The organism is Escherichia sp. HH26CH, assembly GCF_009820205.1.
GTDB classification, from domain to species: Bacteria; Pseudomonadota; Gammaproteobacteria; order Enterobacterales; family Enterobacteriaceae; genus Escherichia; species Escherichia coli_F.
On the sequence record NZ_VNXM01000064.1, the window covers coordinates 119,605 to 137,549 of the forward strand.

Consider the following 17,945-nt stretch of genomic DNA (forward strand, 5'->3'; position numbering starts at 1 on the left):
CATTGGTAAAATATGCCCTTTACTACTCCTGTATCATGAACGGCTCATCACATTTAAAGCTGACGTTGATCCAGACTGCTATATATTGCCTTTATTTCATTTTTTACGCTTTCGCCACGGTACACCAAAGACGTATCGTATCGTTGATACTTATCTTCCCGTGCAGCACTGAACCAGTTAAAAGATCCGACACACAGCAGTTCTTCATCCTCAATCACAATTTTGCTGTGGACACGATTAACCAATTTCGTAGCGATACCCATCTTATTGAGCTTTTCAACAGCATCATTCAGCAGATGTTTTTTCTCCTGACGCTTATCATCATCGACATGCGCTATATTGCAGTTTTTATCCGTCACCACAGTAATATCAATGCCCCGGGAACGGGCCAAAGCCATTGATGCCAGAAATCCCGTTTGCTCCATTTTTTGCCAGGATAACCAAGGGGAAATAATCGTTATTTTCTTTTGAGCTCCGGCAAGAGTCTTGTTCAAAAATTCATCATGCTGCTCCACGCCATGCAGCGTTGAAATTTGTGTATGTGCGGAAATTAAATCCTGTCGTTTATGAAACTCAAATTGCAACGCATTATTATCTGAAGAAAAGAGATATTTTGCCAATAACCCTCGCGGCGAAAATGCGGGCTGCATCTCGATAAGGTCCATATCGCCAAATACCAGAAAACTATCTTTAGCGCGTGAGACAGCAACATTGAGGATACTGCTGTTGCTATCAAGAAACCTGCCATCTTCATGTTTTGAGTAGACTGGAGAAAAGAGAACAATCGCCCTTTCTGCCCCCTGCAAGGAGTGCACAGTCCCCACTGTCAGTGAACCCTCCTCGTCTTTGCCATTAATTTCCAGCTTACGCAATGACGTTTTGATAGCATTAACCTGCGCCGAAAATGGCGTCACAACACCAACAACTTTGTACAGTGGTTCCCCGTAATGGCGCTCTATATCATCCTTATGTGCCACCAGCCATGCTGCTATTGTTTCAGCTTCAAGAGGGTTATAACGGCTCCCCCCATTTGGCTTCATGCCTCTACCATCAATATGTAAATATCCCATTGCGGGGAAAATCGTCCCTTTTTCCATCCCTCTTTTAGGCTGCAACTTACCGTGATAGCAAAGTGAGTTACAGTAGCCGATGATGTTATTGAAACAGCGACGATGCTCATACAGATACATTCCGCGCTCGAACTTGGGATCATACTGGTAGTGAGAGTTAAACTGGGCTACCTGCATTACGCTGCCAGATGCTGCACTTTTTCCAGACCCACACACGTGAGTATATGTATTTATTAACTCTTCCTGAGTGCCACCAGAAATAATATTCTCCTCAAGCATATTGCCCATATCAGTGACGGGTAGACAATTCCAGATTGGAGCTATTTGCTCCGTATCGCCAATCACCAGCGCTTTCTTCGCCAATGCAAAGGAAGCTGCAGCAACCTCCGGGAGTACCTGCCCGGCTTCATCGACAATCAGTAAATCAGCAAAGTTATATAAATAATTATTATCCGATGTTCTATCGCCACCAAAAGATTTTCTTCTGTTCATATGGTAAGGCAACATGTAGCAGGTCATCACCACACAAGGAGTAAGTTTCATTCTTCTTAGCCAACGAGCCTCGGCGATAGTTATCCCGGTAATTCCTTTTTCTTTTTGCAAATTATCTATAGCTGCCATATCAATCAGCCAACGCCCCTCCCAATAATGGGTCGCTACCAAGAACGCTGGAAAACGAATCTGAGTATCGGCAAGTTCATCCGCTCCTGAAAGATTCAATTCATCGTCACCTCTGTAACCCAAAGCATAAGTCAACTCACGCCATTGTTTTGCAGCTTCTATTTCGCGTCGGGCTATATCCTTCGCATAGTTGATGTTCTGTTGGCACTCATCCTGCTCCTTTTGCGTTTTAGCAATCAAACTATCAATAAATTCATCAATATCTTCGGGATAATTTCCCTGGAACGATGTCATTCTTGTGCCAAACGTAGAGTCCAGGAAGAGGTTAATCTGGTAATGGCGTTTAGTACGAACAGCAGGAAGCCATGACAAAACCGCATACACTAGCGACTCATCAGCACGGTATTGCTGCCACTGCTTTTTACCTCTGGTTAAAAGTGAAATTTCATTGCCAATATTGAGAAGACGTGTGTTTTCGTCCTGAAGATACTGGTCGAGATTCTCACTGATGGCTCGCTGTTCATGGCGGATATCATTAAGCCTGCGCCATGCGGGTTCGATTTGCTGAAGTTGAATAAACTGTGAAGTTAAACGTTCATGCAAAAGCGTCACTACATGCTCTGGTGAATTGCACTCTCCAGCTCCAAACGCCACCTCCGCTTTTTCAAGGTAAAATGCCCGGGCTTTTTCCAGATATTCCTGGGATTCAACGTGGTTAAAAAAATCTTCAGTCTGGTATTTCTTCGCAGCCTCAACCTGACGGCTTTTAGACGGAAAATAAGCGCCATAGCTTATTACCTCCGGCAACCAACGACCAGCCATTACGCCAAAACCAGTAGAGAAATCTTTTCCAAAGGCTTCAATAATATTGGTGACGGCCTGATTGTTAGTTGATGTGGCAATAATTACAGGAGGTTCAGCTTGATTAAGTGCGGCTCTAGTCCATTCGGTGGCGATAATAGAAAGCACCAGCGTAGTTTTACCCGTTCCCGGAGGACCGTTAACAGCGAGCATATCCCCCTGCTGTTGAGTCAGATAATGGCTCAGGGCATCGCGCTGCGCCACTGCCAGCGGAAACTTATCGCCGGAATGCCCCAGACGTTCGCAGAACATAGCATTCTTAGCGAGAAGTGGCTCTAGTGGAACCATTTCATTTGAGGCAAAACGCGTTAATAGAGGAACCTTAACCTGGCTCATCAGCAGATGGTCATACAAAGGCAGGATATGAACACTGGCCCCTACATGCTGGCTAGCTTTAACAATATAACCGTATCCAGCCCGTTCGTATGGCTCAGATGTAGCGACCCAATTTCCAGCGACGTTTCTTAAAAGGTTATCTGACTGTTGAAGATAATTTTGCCAATGCTGACGATACCTGGCATGGCGTTCCGCTTTCTCTTCGTCAGTTTCTTCGTAATGTTCTGGTTGACCTTCATTAATGGTGGCTGTGTTATGCGTAGTTTTGTATTTGTCATATTGCACCAACTCACCAATAGAAAAATGACCGGAAGGGAGAGGTTCAAGCAGATCGCGGGGAATAGTGGCTGAAGCGGCAGGAAACAAAAAACCTTCCCTATTAAGAAGAGCGGAGGTAACCAGTGGCGTAATAATTGCGGGTGCACCTGCCGTTTGCTCTTTGCCATGCTTTACAATGCGGTTCCATACCTGGGGCCGTAACACGACTTCAACGTTTTTTACAGACTCCCCTTCACCGTCAAAAAATGCCCGAATAGTTTCGTCATCCAACTGCCCTGCGGTGATATTTATCCACCGAATGAATGATTCTGTATCTTTACGTGAAAACGTTCCTTTGCCAGATTCGGCGTCAGCTAAGGAGTTGCGCCAGTATGAAGTGAATCCCAATGTATTGCTGTCCATTTCTCATTCCGTGACATAATAGAAATCATTGATTTCATTGATGTAAATATTACTTATGATTAAACATTGTCCACGATGCGAGCGCGATCGCAATAAATATTGTGCCTGGAGGATGGATTAGATTTTCTGAAAGAGCTAAATCCTTAATAGATAAACGCGTACATACTTGGTTCGGTATTCTTAAGGGATTTAATATGGATTGAACCAGGTTGACGTTAGTTGAAAAAAACAGTGGAAAAGATTTGTGTGGCGCGGATTTCAGGCATAAAAAAAGACCTCAATTGAGGTCTATTTACATACTTTTGGTGCGAAGGCCGCACCGCTCTTTCAAACATAATTCATTGAAATTAATGTGATTTATTAACCCAAAAATCACTTTGTATACTCACATGTATACTCAGCGCGATTCTCTGAGAAATCAACAACCTGAATAATCAGTCGGTACTTTAACGCTTCACAATGTTTATCGGAATTTCAAGTAAAGACAAATGCTGCATATCAAGCATTCAGGATGGATAACGCTAAGCTCCTAAACCTGGAGTAAGCCTCATCCCATGTGATCTTCCGCTCTCCATACACCATTGGAGAAACAAACTGCTGATAGCGCATCTGGTAGAGAGGATTGTTCGCCAACTCATCCAGTCCCATTTTTAGCTCATCAACTGGAGACGCGCAAAACTGCGGGTACTGGTTGCCGTAACGCTGAATGTCTTGCTCAATAGTTTGTTGAACAAAATCAACGAGCAGACTCATATCAACATGACTCGTCTCAACAATACAGTTTGTATCGTAGATATGACGTACCAGCGATGCATCATCAAATCGCTCAACATCTCGCACAACTGCCGCAGTACGACGTAACATCGCCACCAGCTTTTCAGCCTGTGTGCTAATGATAGTTGCGCATGGAAACGCTGAAACAATAGCCGCTTTTCCCGTGATCCCTGTTACCAGTGAATGAATATCCCGTAATTCAGAGGGCTCCAGTAACTTCGCTTCCATCAGTTCCAGTCGGATAAAAGGACGCAAACAAGGTGCCTGCACCACTCGCTGTGGATAACGAACAGGTATGTCATTATAACGATATTCATCCCGCGTCACTTTTGGATAATCATCATCAAAATTGAACACACCCGATGAAGCTATTGCACTGGAAACTGCCTGAACAATTTCTTTACGGGTATTTTTTCGCTGAGTGCGGGAAAGTGCCTGAAATGCATCCTTAGGCACCAGTTTGATATCCACATCTTCCGACATGCGATTAAGTGCGACACCTGATTTTGCCAGAGCGGTTCCTCCGGCAAACACCAACTGATGAGTATCGAACACCAGAGGTTTAAGCAATTGCAAAAGCTCAACGATATAGTGATCTTTTTCCACAATTGCGACAGACTCAATACCAAGCGCGTCAGCCACTTCAGAAAAAAGAGTGGTTAAATCATCCATTTAATCTGCTGTTCCCTACAGATAATACGCGTTTAAAACGCCGGGGGGTTTTTATCTCGGGTGAAGCTGGGATCTGCGTAGAAGTACCGCTATTGTATGCCTGCGTTGCGCCAGCAAAACGATAGCGTACTTTCAGGCGTTCCAGCGTTTCGACAATCACCGCTGAAGAGCCTCCGGGAGCCGCTGGCATTACCTTGCCTGTAATACCGTTCCGCCGTGCTTTGGTATACACGCCATAACCAACCTTCAACAGTTGCCCTTCCCTGACAAGATCGCGCAATACCCGACCAACCTGATCGTAGCCTGCAATATCTTTAAAGTCGTCACGAGTGAATACGTAACGTTTAGAACGTTTCAGTCGTGACTGAATGCGTGCTTTTATCGTCATATTCGCCTCCTGAGTCATTGCATAAAGAGTAGCAAAAATACGACATTTTAGATAGCAAACATACGACATTCATTTTGCTGATAACGCTGACGGAAAGTGCTTCGCCACGATATCATTCATCTTCTCCACCAAATCCAGGCGTTTGAAAGTGATATGCCCACTGCCCTTCTGAAAGTAGCGAATAATGAACAAATCATCTTCGAAAATCTGCTGATGCGGATTATCGCGCACAAAACCCATAAACCGGATGGAGACATCATGCCGGTTATCGGGAATGGTCTTCCCATCCAGCAGGTAGAACATCCGTTCCAGATCGGCAAGCTGATCTCTCCGCCAGCCCCAGTTCAGGCTGTAGCCCCATCTGTCATGCTTCACCAGATTGTTAACGATAATCTTCTTACCGAAATAACAGGGATTATTGGTTTTGTAATCCCAGCTCAATCCCTTAAATACATTGATAATCCCACGTTCGAAAACGTCCTGCTTATTGTGGTGGAGTTGTTCAAAGGTACTCAGGATGTTGGCTTCGCTAATCGCCGGGAGATCGCCCTCCTCCAGGTTCTTTGCCCACTGACTGCGGGCTTCGGCATCCATCAGAGTCAACATCCCGGACTTCAGCATGAGATCGCGCCAGATGCTGCGATCGATATTGCGGGTGATCACCGGCATCGCTTTGTCGGTTGGTTGCATTAGCCAGCAGTCAAAGGCATATCCATTACGCATTGCCCAGGTTCCAGCCACATCACCGCCAATACTGGATGTCAGGCTGGAGATATCATGAAGTTTTTGGATTAACGTCGCTATCTGGTTCAGTGCACTATCACGTCCTGTGACGATACGCTCAACACTGGTCGAGCAAATTAGCTCGTTATGATCGGTTAAGACTTCAGCTTCTGTTTGCATAATCTTTTGTCCGTATAAAAGCAAATGCGCCAGCCATGAACAGCAGGCGCATTATGCAGGGAGTTATGAGGGAAGTAATTTTGGCGATGTAAATCGGGAAGGAGACTCGCAGATTCACCGTGCCGTGGTGTTATGGCAGCGACGCAGCAGACCTGTAGCCTGCCGCGCCCGCAAAATATCGACCGCACGAAGATAAGGCGTCTGTTCCTGCCAGCTAAATCCTTTCCTGTCGATACGGATCAATTCGTACTTCTCCACCAGAAAATTGATGGCATCAACCAGAGTGATCCCGGCGTCTATGTGTTCCTGAATCACCTTTTCATTGTTGAATGGTGTGTCATTAAGGTTCAGTCCGTAGTGCTGCTCCAGCAGGCGGGCCAGTAATGTTTGCCAGACCACGACGGGCGACAGATATGACGTCGTCGCCCGCAGCGTCGTTGCAGGAATAATTTTCATAACGATGTTCCGTATTAAGGAGGTTAAAACTCAGCGTTGAGTGGGATAAATAGCGATATAGACGTAACCACAGGAACCCAGCGTATCGGCTTCGCAGGTTAGTCCTTTGGCGTATAGCGTGACGGTACGTTGTTGGCAGGGGGAGAGTTCACCGTCAGCCAGTTTCAGCTCCAGTTGTTTCATCAACACCGGAAAAGCCTGGTCGATATGCAGCAGATCCGGGGAGCTGAATTTCCCGGTGATTGCGGCCCGATCAGCCAGGTAATGCAGGTTATGTCTTTCCTGTACCAGTCGAGCAGTGAAGCGTGGTGTTACGGTACAGGGAAGCCCCCATTCTTGTTGCATGACCTTGTCCTTTTGCAGCATTACAGCCAGCCCCGTTCGGCAAAAGAGAGGACATCCCCCGCCCCAATAATGAAATGATCCAGCACCCTCACTTTCACCAAATCCAGTGTCTTAACAATATTCGTTGTAATAAGTCTGTCGGCCCGACTGGGTTCCGCCACGCCGGAGGGATGGTTATGCGCAAGGATTACTGCTGCGGCATTGTGCCGTAGCGCAGATTTCACAATCTCACGGGGATGTACTTCTGTACTGTTAATCGTGCCGAGAAATAGCGTTTCGTGTTCCAGCAGTCGGTTCTGGTTATCGAGGTAAAGCACAACAAACATTTCCCGCTCCTGTCGTGCCAGATGCAGCTGCAGCCAGGTTTTTGTGGCGTCAGAGGAAAGAAAAGATTCGCCAGGATTGCGTTGATATTTCTCCAGCAGACGCATCGCACGGCGGATAATGCGTTGTTCACTCACCGAAAATACCGGTGTTAGCATCAGTTCAGACATCGTGTTTCCTTTACCATTAATAGCGTTATTTATGAGGCCAGTTGCAACATGTTTTCAGCCATCACCCACAGGGCGCGGTTGAGCCTGACATCGCCGTCGATGCCTTTAATGGCGCGGGTGTGCGTGCGACCACCTTTTGCCGTGCGCCCGTTTAAACCACCTTTGATCAGGTTCTCCTGAATACGCTGGTAGGTCGTCCACAGATCGCCGGATTCATCCTGCCAGCGGCGGGGAGCCAGCAACTGGGATTCCGTCACCGGCTGGTGCTCTTCGCCAAAGCGGTAAGTCAGCGCCGCCTTTGCCAGCGCCTGTTGCGCAGGGGGAGGCAGCATCAGCGACTGCATGGCATCGCGTTTCTCTTCAACCTGGTCAAAAACACTGAGGACTTCATAAGCGCCTTCAATCACTTTCTCCACAACATTGCCTTTATGCGGTACCCGTACTTCACCAAACGACTCGCCGCAGACCAGCCCGTTACAACAAACAGAACGGAACAGCCCTGGCAGCATCTGATAAGAACTGGAACCGTCATGGCTGTTGAGCAGAATAATTTCCGGCACCTGGTTGTGATTGATCTGGTCTTCCCGGCGCAGACGCAGCATGTGTTTTGTATGCTCACGTTTACCCACATCACGAACGCGGGTCTGGCAGGCAAAGAAAGGATGAAATCCTTCACGCTGGAGGTTATCGAGCAGGGTAATGGTGGGAATGTAGGTATAGCGTTCGCTGCGTGATTCGTGCTTATTTTCCCCGAATACGCTGGGGACATACTGCATCAGTTCGTCATGCGTTAATGGGCGATCGCGACGGATTTGATTTACGCGACCAAAGCGGCTGGCTAATTTCATAGTAAATTCCTTAATAAAGAATATAAAAAACAGGCCGCATCTTCTGAAAAATTGCGGCTAATTTAATGCGTGATTAAAACGGACGGTAGTATAGGTGGGATAAAATAACAGGTGCGAGCAGATATTAAATTACATTCCGGCAGTACATATATGAGCGTGATATAGTGCTGAAATAATACATATCTGAATTCTCCCGGTGATTATCACCGGGAGAATTTAAGTTTGAAATAACACCTCAACCACGGGATAATCTTGTTTCTATTCCCTGAACCCTTTCGTCTATTAGCCTTTCAATAACAGATATTTTATCTGACTTGTAAAATTTAACCAGAAAATCCAGACGTTCTTTATGCGTATCACTGATAGACTCCTGTTCCCGTTTTTCAGAAAGTTTACGTCTGAAGTTTTTTTGGTAAAACGCTTTATTTATTTTCTTTACCGCTTTCTGCTGGAGGTCATCATCCGCTGACCATAAATCCAGCATGGCATAAATGGCATGATAGGTTTCTACACTATTCAGTGGTTCCGGAATCTGAAAGGGGTCTAAATGGTTTCCTGTATTACCACCGTGCTCTTTCTGGAATTTATTAATATAATTATAAGCCCATGTATAGACATCGTTATTATCCTCATTAAGCCAGCGTAATTTTATTCTCTGATGTTCATTTCTCCTCCAGAATACAAGCCTCTCATATAGCCACTGTCTCATCAACGGTGCCTGATTAGTCTCAATATTGATATAGTCCAGTAATGCAACGATGATTGAGTATCTTTCGTTATGGCTTGCAGGAGAATCTGTTATTCCAGCTTTCTGATACCAGTTAGTGTTTAAATTTGTGCCCAGCTTTTCGTTAATTGACTCCATACAGCGGTAATCAAGACACATCACGCCCCATAGCCAGAACGTCGCTCTTTCATTTTCTTTTAACCAACTAAAATATTTCTCCGGCAGAAGCGTCGTATTAATCGACAGCTCCAGTGAGCGAATAAAATCACTTCGCTGAATGGGATCGGGATACCCGGCCTCGAGGGCTGTATTAATAATTCTCTCCGAAAGAGATGTATCTGGATTGTTCCCGTCAAACGCAAATTGATTTGCTCCCTGAATGTTTTTCCTGATGTACCAGAAGAGGAACCTGCTGGTTCGGATGTCCTTCACTGCTATTGATGAGCGCACATTAACGGCCATTGTTCTACCTCGTCATCCTTGTTAAATCAGCAAAAAGCAATAGCGTAATTATGACGTGTTTTCGAAGTAAAACCGTAGCAATAAATCAATAAAAGTGGAAAACAAGTAGTAATATCGTGTTATCCCATAGTAATAGAGTACCATTAACGTAGTTTTTTATTTATTACCATACTCACAGATCCCACCTGTAGAAAACGGCTGGATAGTCTTAAACTTTTCCACGTATAGCCCTGGTGGCTTTACGGGTGAAACCTCCCAGGATAACGAGTTGACATCTGGAAGATATCATTTATGACTGCAACCAATAGATTAGGTCAATGTATTAATTATAACTTAAGAGTAAAACTCTTTGTCTTCAAGAACAGATAATTAACTACGAACACCAGTAAATACCGGGCTTCTACTCTTTTTATCACCCTTTCTTTATGAATCAACATTGCCGGTATTAATATTATGTTTATCACTCATTCATTAGATTCAGCATATAGAGGGATGACACCAAAGACAGGGAAAAGTAATCCAGATCGGCATAGCTCAGTGAAAAGTTACTACAGCACTTATGGATATGTAACCAACCACAAGGAACTGAAGCATGAAACTGAATGAACGATATGGCAAGCCTAATGCACACTATATGAAACGTCTGGAAGAGATTACCCGTTATGCGATGGATGATTACGCCAGAATACTGGCTTTCAGAGTGGATTTATTACTGCCAGTGGATAATAGCCATAAAGGGTATGACTCAGCGGTTATTACCCGTTTTATAGCCTCACTGAAAGCGCAGATAGCCGCATATTTACAACGACGCAGGAGAGACGGTAAACGTGTTTATCCCTGTAAGCTGCGATATGCATGGGTAAGAGAATTTGGTGAACTGAATGGCAACAAGCATTATCACATGCTGTTGTTGGTTAATCGGGAAGTATTCAGAAACACCATGCTGAATACGGAGAATTCAGCGCAACCTCGCGGATTGCTGGTGGGAATGGTGGCGCGTGCATGGGCTGTGGCGCTTAGGCGTACCGGAGATATGGCAAATAAAGTCCCCTTTCATTTACCAGGCGTCTCTTATGAACTTGATCGCAGAAATGGCACAAATACGGACTTTTTCCGCAGCTACATATACCACATCAGTTATCTGGCGAAGGAGTACACCAAAAACCACGATGACGGTGAACGTAACTTTGGTTGTAGTCAGGGATAAGTAATTTATTACCGGAGAAGTGATTGTAATGGCGGAGTATGCAACATCATCTTAAATCAACGGGTTAGTGTTGCTGCTCCTGTCTTTTATCAACGTAAAGACAGAAGGACAATCGTCATGAACAATCAACCGAATACCGATACTGACCTGATGAATGACAAACTGGTAACGATGGCATTTATTACCACGTTTACTGGCCTGACCGACAAATGGTTTTATAAACTGATTAGTGAAGGAAAGTTTCCAAAGCCTATCAAACTGGGGCGTAGTTCCCGCTGGCGGGAAAGTGAAGTTAAACGCTGGCTGACGGAACGTATTGCAGAATCCCGCTATTAATCCCCCTGACACTATCTCTACACGCTTTACCCATAACGCTATATCAGTAAACGCCTGACAGGGTCGTTGCTGTGCATCTATCGACGCGTAGCTTCATTATACCCGGATAAAATACGTTTCGTTTAACATTGTCGGGAAATAATTAACCGGGGAATAGCCTGCTTATTTAGCAGGAATTCCCCGGATACAGCCACAGATAAAATTAGGAATTAAATGTCCAGCTACCCGTATCGGTCACAATGTCAGCTTCAATGATACGGTCACACTTCATATATTTGAACGTAGCCACATCACCGAATTTATATTTAGCTGGCAGGGTTCTGTTACCGACGCTCTCCATTTTACAGTTCCCTCTGTTTACCCGAATGGATTTCAGCACCACGTTGTCATCAGTGATAGTGAGCTGAATAACACCATATCTGGTATTCCAGCCTTCATTGCTGACAGAGCTGCCGAACTGAACTTTAAATGGTGGTGTCGTAGATTGCTGTGCCTGCTGTTGTTGAGAGGGAGCAGGTTTATTAGCCTGCTGGCTACCAACGCCATTAATGCCATTCTGAAGGAGGCTCCTGGAAACCTTAATGGTACCCGGCTTGCATGATACTGTGCTGGTTTCCTGCCCCATTGCATTCATGGCAGTGTAATAAGCATCACCTGTACCATCATATTCTGAGTAATTGACGGCAACCGCGCCTTCGATATCTTCATTTTCTCCACGTAATGTGAAAGAAGCAGTTCCTGCTCCCGGATTAGCCGCCAGAGTCTGTTTCGCTTCGCCGGAAGGAATATCCAGTTTGATAACGGAACCACCTTCTTCGGAGTCACCACCTGGCGTTTCAAAACTGATATAAACGGTATTGCTGACGTGGCTGAGTGTCATTTGCTCACCGTTATCAAGCAGACATTGCAGGTCATAGGCCCCGACAGCATAAGCAGGGTGGAATGCAAATAAAGATACAAACAATACAGGTATAATGATTGGTTTCATTAAGCACTTTCCCTATCCAAAAAAATGGTCACAGGCATTACCAGCCCACTCGATAAGTTTGTCTTTCCCCTTTCGGGTAAGCTCTTTGACAGGCTTTGGTAACGGAAAAGAATCAATAACGTCGTCGAGTATCCCGGAGATTACGCTGCCAAAGCCGTTTTTTGCTTCCGTCTTTACTTCGTCGGTTTTGAACTCATCCTTAACCTGCGAAGCCGTGCTACTTTTAGCCCGATCAGGCAAAGCCCGAATAATAGTCTCTACCAGACGAAGAATGTTGTAGCCCTCATCGGCGGAGACAGGTGTCACCGGATAGTGCGTAAAACCAAATCGTTCAGTAATGTAGGCTTCTTTCTTTTCGATGTTGATGCGCTGTGCAGGAGATGGCTGATGCAGATGAGTATCCCACTCGCGGAATGGCTCAATTTTATCAACCTGGTTAAGGACGAATAAAACGCGCTCACCCCCACCAGCAGGGAGCAGAACATTGTTGTAGAAATGCTCATCCGCAGAAAAGGCCCGATCGTCTCCTTTTATTACCCACAGGATAAGATCCAGGGAGGGAAGCAAATTGCGGTATAAATCTTCATACTCCTTATCCCGCCGGGCATTCTCACCGACACCAGGTATATCAATGATCTTTAGCGAACGTTTGCCGAAGCGTATACGCAATTCCTGAACTTCTCGAGTACATGCCTCAACGTCGCTAACTGCACAAACTTCCCCTTTAAACAGCGCATTACATACGCTGCTTTTCCCCGCGCCTGTTTTTCCCATGACACCAATCACGGGTTCATAGTCGATGGCTTCACTGATTTTGTTCAACAGCTTTTCCCGCAGTGGCTGAGGGAAAATATCAAGAATATCTCTGATGTCGGGTATGTGCGGTGTGCTATCACCTTTTTGCTCGTTGCTACCATTACGTTCTGGAAATATATTGCCCCACATTCCAAAAATCCCGCCTTCCCTTATGGTGACGCCACTGGCATCAGTAATCATCCGGCCTTCGCCCTTTACCGGGTCATCCATACGATGTCTCCTTTTTAATTTGAAATGAACGTTGTCTGTTACTCTCTGAAGGTCTGAATTACGTCACTTATGAAACGAAAGTGAGGGAGGGCTGAAATGAACTCTTCACTGGCAGTCAGAGCATCAAGTTCAGGCTTTCTGCGGAAAGAGGTATCCAGAACGGTTACGGCGTTAACGTCTTCCATCCGAAACACCTGTAAATTTCTGGTGCGGGTAGCAACAAGAAACCAGTTTTTGGACTGAAATATCAGACGGCGGGGAGCTACTGCTTCGTAGCTTTTACCGTTAACCAATAATGTAACGGCGCGGTAGTCGCGGATAGCTTCCGCCAGTTTCAGAAAACAGGCGGTTTGTGTAACTGGAGATGGCAGCCCTCCATGCCCTATAAGGCACGGTGAGCTTCCGGAGTTACTGGTAATCAGTCGAATTAACCTGCGATTCTGAGCCGGAATAATCCCTGAAATCCCGGAATTACGGATGAACGCAAATGTGTTGGGTGAGTGCTCCCGGCCCGTTCGGCGGGTAAGTCGGTAGCTTCCGCTGGAATGTTCGAGATCCAGATGGATCAGGCGTTGCTGAAAATCCCTCTGTAGGGTGCGTTCTGAGACACCAAATTCATCAGCTAACGCTTTAAGCTCCAGAGATTCGCCAGCCAGTAAGCGGGTAATAATGACTGATAGCCTGACCGACAGACGGTCATAATGATCATGCTGTGTTTTCATAGTGGGGACAGTCCTGTTCTCCCAAATATCATGGTATTGATACGGGAGATTATGCCGTACAGGTACGACACATTATGTCGTACCAAAGGGGAGTGGATAGAAAAAATGGCGAAGAAGCGAAGCGTTGATTAATTCATTGAAATAAAATGAACTAATCACAATCTTTGGTAAAAGCGCCATCAAAATACGACACGACCTGTCGTATTTTGTGTTAGCCGGGAAAAGATATCTGCTACTTACTAAAATGATTTAGTGCTGAAAATATTTATAAGCCAATAAATAGACAAGTATTACGGAGTAACGCCCAGGCTATGTTAACGAGCCCGGTGTTTTATTGGCTCAAAAAACATATCCCATAGATGATCAGCCATACCCTCGTTAGTAAGCAAGGTATCCCTTGAGTAGCCATGGCTGAAGACGCCCATTGATGGGCGAAAACCAAGGTTCTGGCCGTTAGAGCTATTATGTCGTTAAACACATCACCACCATATGCCATCCGACTCACTTCGTCGGCCAAATTAGTGTGATATTCTTTTCAGAATTTCTGTTGTATCCACAACATAAGGCGATGATTGATGGAGCAGTCTCTCAATTTTGAAATGTTGCGCAGCCAGTGGCCGGAACTGGCTGAACTCGCGTGCATGGCGGAACGCTATGTTCACTCCGATCCGGAAAGCTGTCTGGTCAAGCTGCGCAACTACACCGAATTGATGGTGCGCTGGTTGTATCGTCAGGAGCGGTTGCCGGAAGGTATTAAGGCTAATCTTTACGATTTAATGAATGCTGATGTCTTTACCAGCATGATGCCGGAAGCCATCATCATGAAAATGGATGCGCTGCGTATCCATGGCAACCGTGCCGCGCACGGCGGACGTATCAAAGCTAAAGATACTTACTGGCTGCTCAAAGAAGCGTATTTGTTGGGAATTTGGCTGTATGTTCGCTACGCCCACGGTAATGTTGATGACTGCCCCAAATTCACTCTCCCTCCATTAACACCATCTTCAGGTCGTGCAGATGAAAAACGTCTGGAAGATGCAATCAAGGCTCAGGATGAAAGCCGTGAGCGCGAACTGGCGCTACAACGCGCACTACAACAAGAACAGGAAAAGGCCGAACACCTCACTCAACGCCTGAATGAAGCCAGAGCGCGTAACCAGCATGTTGCCGATATTCTCTCTATTGATGAAGCGGAAACCCGCCGTCGCCTGATTGACTCTCGCCTGCTTGCTGCTGACTGGAATGTAGGCGAAGAACTTAATAATACCGATCAGGTTACGCAGGAACACCCAGTTAAAGAACAACCTACTGCGACCGGTGACGGTTATGCGGACTATGTCTTGTGGGATGAGGCACACAAACCGCTGGCGGTGGTGGAAGCAAAAAAAACCAGCGTCAATGCCGAGCAAGGACGAATTCAGGCTCGGCTGTATGCAGACTGGCTGGAAAAAGAATATGGTCAGCATCCGGTCATCTTCTACACCAACGGCTACGATATCTGGCTGTGGGATGACCATAAAACTCATGGTTATCCGCCGCGTCGGGTATTTGGCTTCTACAGCAAGGAAAGCCTGCAATATCTTATTCAGCAGCGTGAAACCCGTCTGCCGCTCAACAGCGTGCCGCACGTTAAGGACAATGAAGGCAAAGCAGTTGCCGGACGTCTATATCAGCTTGAAACCATTGCCCGCGTCAGCGAACGTTTCACCAACAAGTATCGCCAGTCGTTGATTGTTCAGGCTACCGGTACAGGTAAAACCCGCGTGGCTATTGCACTGAGCAAACTGATGATTGATGCCCGCTGGGTAAAACGCGTCCTGTTTCTTTGCGACCGCAAGGAACTACGTAAACAGGCGGCGAATGCCTTTAATCAATTCACCAATGAGCCGCTGTATGTGGTCGGGAAATCGAAAAAAGCAGACAGGCAGAACGCCAGGATCTACATTGCCACCTATCCCGGTATGATGAAAATCATGGACCATTTCGATGTCGGTTATTTCGATTTGATTATCGCCGATGAATCCCACCGCTCTATCTACAACGTCTACGGCGATCTGTTTAAGTATTTTGATGCCCTCCAGATTGGCCTGACGGCCACGCCGATTGACATGGTGAGTAAAACCACTTTCGGCCTGTTTGGTTGTGAAGGACGTATTCCTACCGCCAACTACAGCCTGGAAGATGCCATCGCCGATAACAATCTGGTTCCCTATGAGGTTGTCACGCACACCACAGAATTCCTGCGCGAAGGCATCAAACGGGAGAAATTAAGCGACGCACAAATCCGCGAACTGGAAGAACAAGGCATAGATCCCAATACGCTGGAGTTTGATGGTAAGGCGCTGGATGAGGCGATCTACAACAAAGACACCAACCGCTATATCCTGCGTAACCTGATGGAAAATGGCCTGAAAGATCGGGACGGCCAGTTGCCTGGTAAAACCATCATTTTCGCCCGTAACCACAAACACGCGCTGCTGTTGAATGAATTGTTCGACGATATGTATCCGCAGTTTGCCGGACGCTTCTGCCAGGTCATCGACAACTACGATCCCCGCGCCGAGCAACTGATTGATGATTTTAAAGGGCTGGATGAAAGCACTAACAAAGAGCTAACCATCGCTATCTCCGTTGACATGCTCGATACCGGTATTGATGTCCCGGAAATTGTGAATCTGGTCTTTGCCAAACCGGTCAAATCAAAAGTGAAGTTCTGGCAGATGATTGGCCGTGGTACGCGCCTCTGTCCGGGGTTGTACGGTTACGACGATAACGGCAAACCGCTGGATAAACAGAAATTCCGCATTTTCGATCACTGGGGCAATTTTGAGTATCACGAACTGCATACCGAAGAGGCCGAAGTCACAGCGACAAAATCGCTTGCGCAAAAACGCTTCGAAGCGTGGGTTATGCTGGGGGCCGCTGCGCAGCGTAAATTCGACAAACAGGCGGTGGATTTAGTTGCTCACCAGCTTCGCGAGCAAATCAACGCACTGGATGAAAAGTCGATTGCCGTACAGGAAAAGTGGCAGCAAAAAGCGCAGTACAGTGATGAAAAGGTGCTGCGCCAGCTTTCTCCGAAAACACAGCAGGATCTGCTATCTATTCTGGCCCCGCTGATGCAGTGGCTGGACGTGCGCGGGCAAAGCGATGCTATGCGTTTCGATATGGATATTCTGGCGGCGCAAACTGCCCGTTATACCAACCCGGAAGAGCTGGATGTGCTCTGGCCGGTCATCGTCGAAAAAGTGGAGCGCCTGCCGCCGCATTTGGCGCAGGTGCAGCAACAGGGACAACGAATCAATCAGCTTCGTGATCTAGGCTGGTGGAAGCAAGCCAGCCTGGAAGAGCTGGAGGATATTCGCATTCATCTGCGTGGGATCATGCACCTGATGGAAAAAGACGCGACGCCAAAATTTGGTTCGATACAGGTGGATATTACCGAAGATGCGAACCTCATCCAGACAGAAACCCGCAAAACTAATATCCGCTCGATTGATTTCAAACTCTATCGCCAGCAGGTTCAGGGGGCACTGGAGCCGCTGTTCCAGCAAAATCCGGTGCTGAAGAAAATCCGCAGCGGCGAGCCAGTCACGCAAAACGAGCTGGATGAGCTGGCGAAGCTTGTGCTGATCCAGAACCCCAACGTTGATATTCGTGCGCTGAAAGAGTTCTATCCGCAGGCAACTGCCAGCCTGGATAAACTTTTGCGTACCATCATCGGGATGGACAGCGACGCGGTGGAAGTGCGCTTTGCCCAGTTCGCCGCTGATAACAGTCTGACCAGCCAACAACTGCGCTTCCTGTCATTGCTGAAAAACCACATTCGCGATTACGGCACCATTGAAATGCGGCAGCTCTTTGAACAGCCTTTTACGCATATCCACAACGAAGGCGTTACCGGTGTGTTCCCTGATATAGAGCAGATCGCCCGCTTGCAAAAGATAGTCGAAGAGCTGGGTGTTGTGACCGACGCAGCGACGGTATAATACACGCATGACAAGCCCCGGCAGCGGGGCTTTTGTATT

15 protein-coding genes are annotated in these 17,945 nt (G+C 46.6%); 3 read left to right on the top strand and 12 right to left on the bottom strand.

Translation table 11 applies throughout. The features are described 5' to 3' along the window. Nucleotides 1–53: 53 nt before the first annotated feature. The 9 genes from yjhR to FQ015_RS20180 form a co-directional block, all read right to left on the bottom strand. Nucleotides 54–3,569: a helicase YjhR gene (gene yjhR, locus FQ015_RS20140; RefSeq protein WP_105279013.1), complete on the bottom strand. Its 3,516-nt coding sequence runs from the start codon at nucleotides 3,567–3,569 to the stop codon at nucleotides 54–56. A gap of 498 nt (nucleotides 3,570–4,067) precedes the next feature. Further along, nucleotides 4,068–5,015: a nucleotidyl transferase AbiEii/AbiGii toxin family protein gene (locus FQ015_RS20145; protein ID WP_059327950.1), complete on the bottom strand. Its 948-nt coding sequence runs from the start codon at nucleotides 5,013–5,015 to the stop codon at nucleotides 4,068–4,070. Continuing rightward, entirely contained in the window at nucleotides 5,008–5,403 is a 396-nt protein-coding gene (locus tag FQ015_RS20150) for a DUF6088 family protein (protein WP_000152739.1), read from the bottom strand. The genes FQ015_RS20145 and FQ015_RS20150 overlap by 8 nt, the downstream gene beginning before the upstream one ends. A gap of 69 nt (nucleotides 5,404–5,472) precedes the next feature. Continuing rightward, nucleotides 5,473–6,306: a DUF4942 domain-containing protein gene (locus tag FQ015_RS20155; RefSeq protein ID WP_105279014.1), complete on the bottom strand. Its 834-nt coding sequence runs from the start codon at nucleotides 6,304–6,306 to the stop codon at nucleotides 5,473–5,475. A 114-nt stretch (nucleotides 6,307–6,420) separates the two neighbouring features. Next, complete coding sequence (locus FQ015_RS20160; RefSeq protein WP_086629380.1) at nucleotides 6,421–6,762, bottom strand: TA system toxin CbtA family protein; 342 nt, start codon at nucleotides 6,760–6,762, stop codon at nucleotides 6,421–6,423. Nucleotides 6,763–6,792: 30 nt separating this feature from the next. After that, a complete protein-coding gene (locus tag FQ015_RS20165; RefSeq protein ID WP_000939437.1) occupies nucleotides 6,793–7,128 on the bottom strand; it encodes a type IV toxin-antitoxin system YeeU family antitoxin in 336 nt (111 codons plus the stop codon). Next, a complete protein-coding gene (radC, locus tag FQ015_RS20170) occupies nucleotides 7,128–7,601 on the bottom strand; it encodes a RadC family protein (protein WP_105279015.1) in 474 nt (157 codons plus the stop codon). Before radC ends, FQ015_RS20165 begins: the two co-directional genes overlap by 1 nt. 29 nt (nucleotides 7,602–7,630) lie before the next feature. After that, nucleotides 7,631–8,449: a DUF932 domain-containing protein gene (locus FQ015_RS20175; RefSeq protein WP_105279016.1), complete on the bottom strand. Its 819-nt coding sequence runs from the start codon at nucleotides 8,447–8,449 to the stop codon at nucleotides 7,631–7,633. A gap of 235 nt (nucleotides 8,450–8,684) precedes the next feature. Further along, nucleotides 8,685–9,638, bottom strand: a complete 954-nt coding sequence (locus tag FQ015_RS20180) for a hypothetical protein (protein WP_105279017.1) — start codon at nucleotides 9,636–9,638, stop codon at nucleotides 8,685–8,687. A gap of 592 nt (nucleotides 9,639–10,230) precedes the next feature. Here FQ015_RS20180 and FQ015_RS20185 point away from each other — a divergent pair. Together FQ015_RS20185 and FQ015_RS20190 are read left to right on the top strand one after the other, a co-directional pair. Further along, nucleotides 10,231–10,845 carry an inovirus Gp2 family protein gene (locus tag FQ015_RS20185; RefSeq protein ID WP_000772910.1) on the top strand — a complete coding sequence of 205 codons (615 nt, stop codon included), beginning with the start codon at nucleotides 10,231–10,233 and terminating at the stop codon, nucleotides 10,843–10,845. 117 nt (nucleotides 10,846–10,962) lie between these two features. Then, nucleotides 10,963–11,181 (top strand): helix-turn-helix transcriptional regulator, encoded by a 219-nt coding sequence (locus FQ015_RS20190; RefSeq protein ID WP_001064742.1) that lies wholly within the window; start codon nucleotides 10,963–10,965, stop codon nucleotides 11,179–11,181. Nucleotides 11,182–11,383: 202 nt separating this feature from the next. Here FQ015_RS20190 and FQ015_RS20195 read toward each other — a convergent pair whose 3' ends face one another. The 3 genes from FQ015_RS20195 to FQ015_RS20205 are packed head-to-tail and all read right to left on the bottom strand — an operon-like array spanning nucleotide 11,384 to nucleotide 13,917. Then, nucleotides 11,384–12,169 (bottom strand): hypothetical protein, encoded by a 786-nt coding sequence (locus FQ015_RS20195; RefSeq protein WP_032161349.1) that lies wholly within the window; start codon nucleotides 12,167–12,169, stop codon nucleotides 11,384–11,386. A 12-nt stretch (nucleotides 12,170–12,181) separates the two neighbouring features. Continuing rightward, entirely contained in the window at nucleotides 12,182–13,195 is a 1,014-nt protein-coding gene (locus FQ015_RS20200; RefSeq protein WP_160524420.1) for a GTPase family protein, read from the bottom strand. 38 nt (nucleotides 13,196–13,233) lie between these two features. Beyond that, entirely contained in the window at nucleotides 13,234–13,917 is a 684-nt protein-coding gene (locus FQ015_RS20205; protein WP_105279020.1) for a WYL domain-containing protein, read from the bottom strand. A gap of 575 nt (nucleotides 13,918–14,492) precedes the next feature. Between FQ015_RS20205 and FQ015_RS20210 the strand changes: the two genes are divergently transcribed. Then, nucleotides 14,493–17,906 (top strand): DEAD/DEAH box helicase family protein, encoded by a 3,414-nt coding sequence (locus FQ015_RS20210; RefSeq protein ID WP_160524421.1) that lies wholly within the window; start codon nucleotides 14,493–14,495, stop codon nucleotides 17,904–17,906. Nucleotides 17,907–17,945 lie beyond the last annotated feature (39 nt).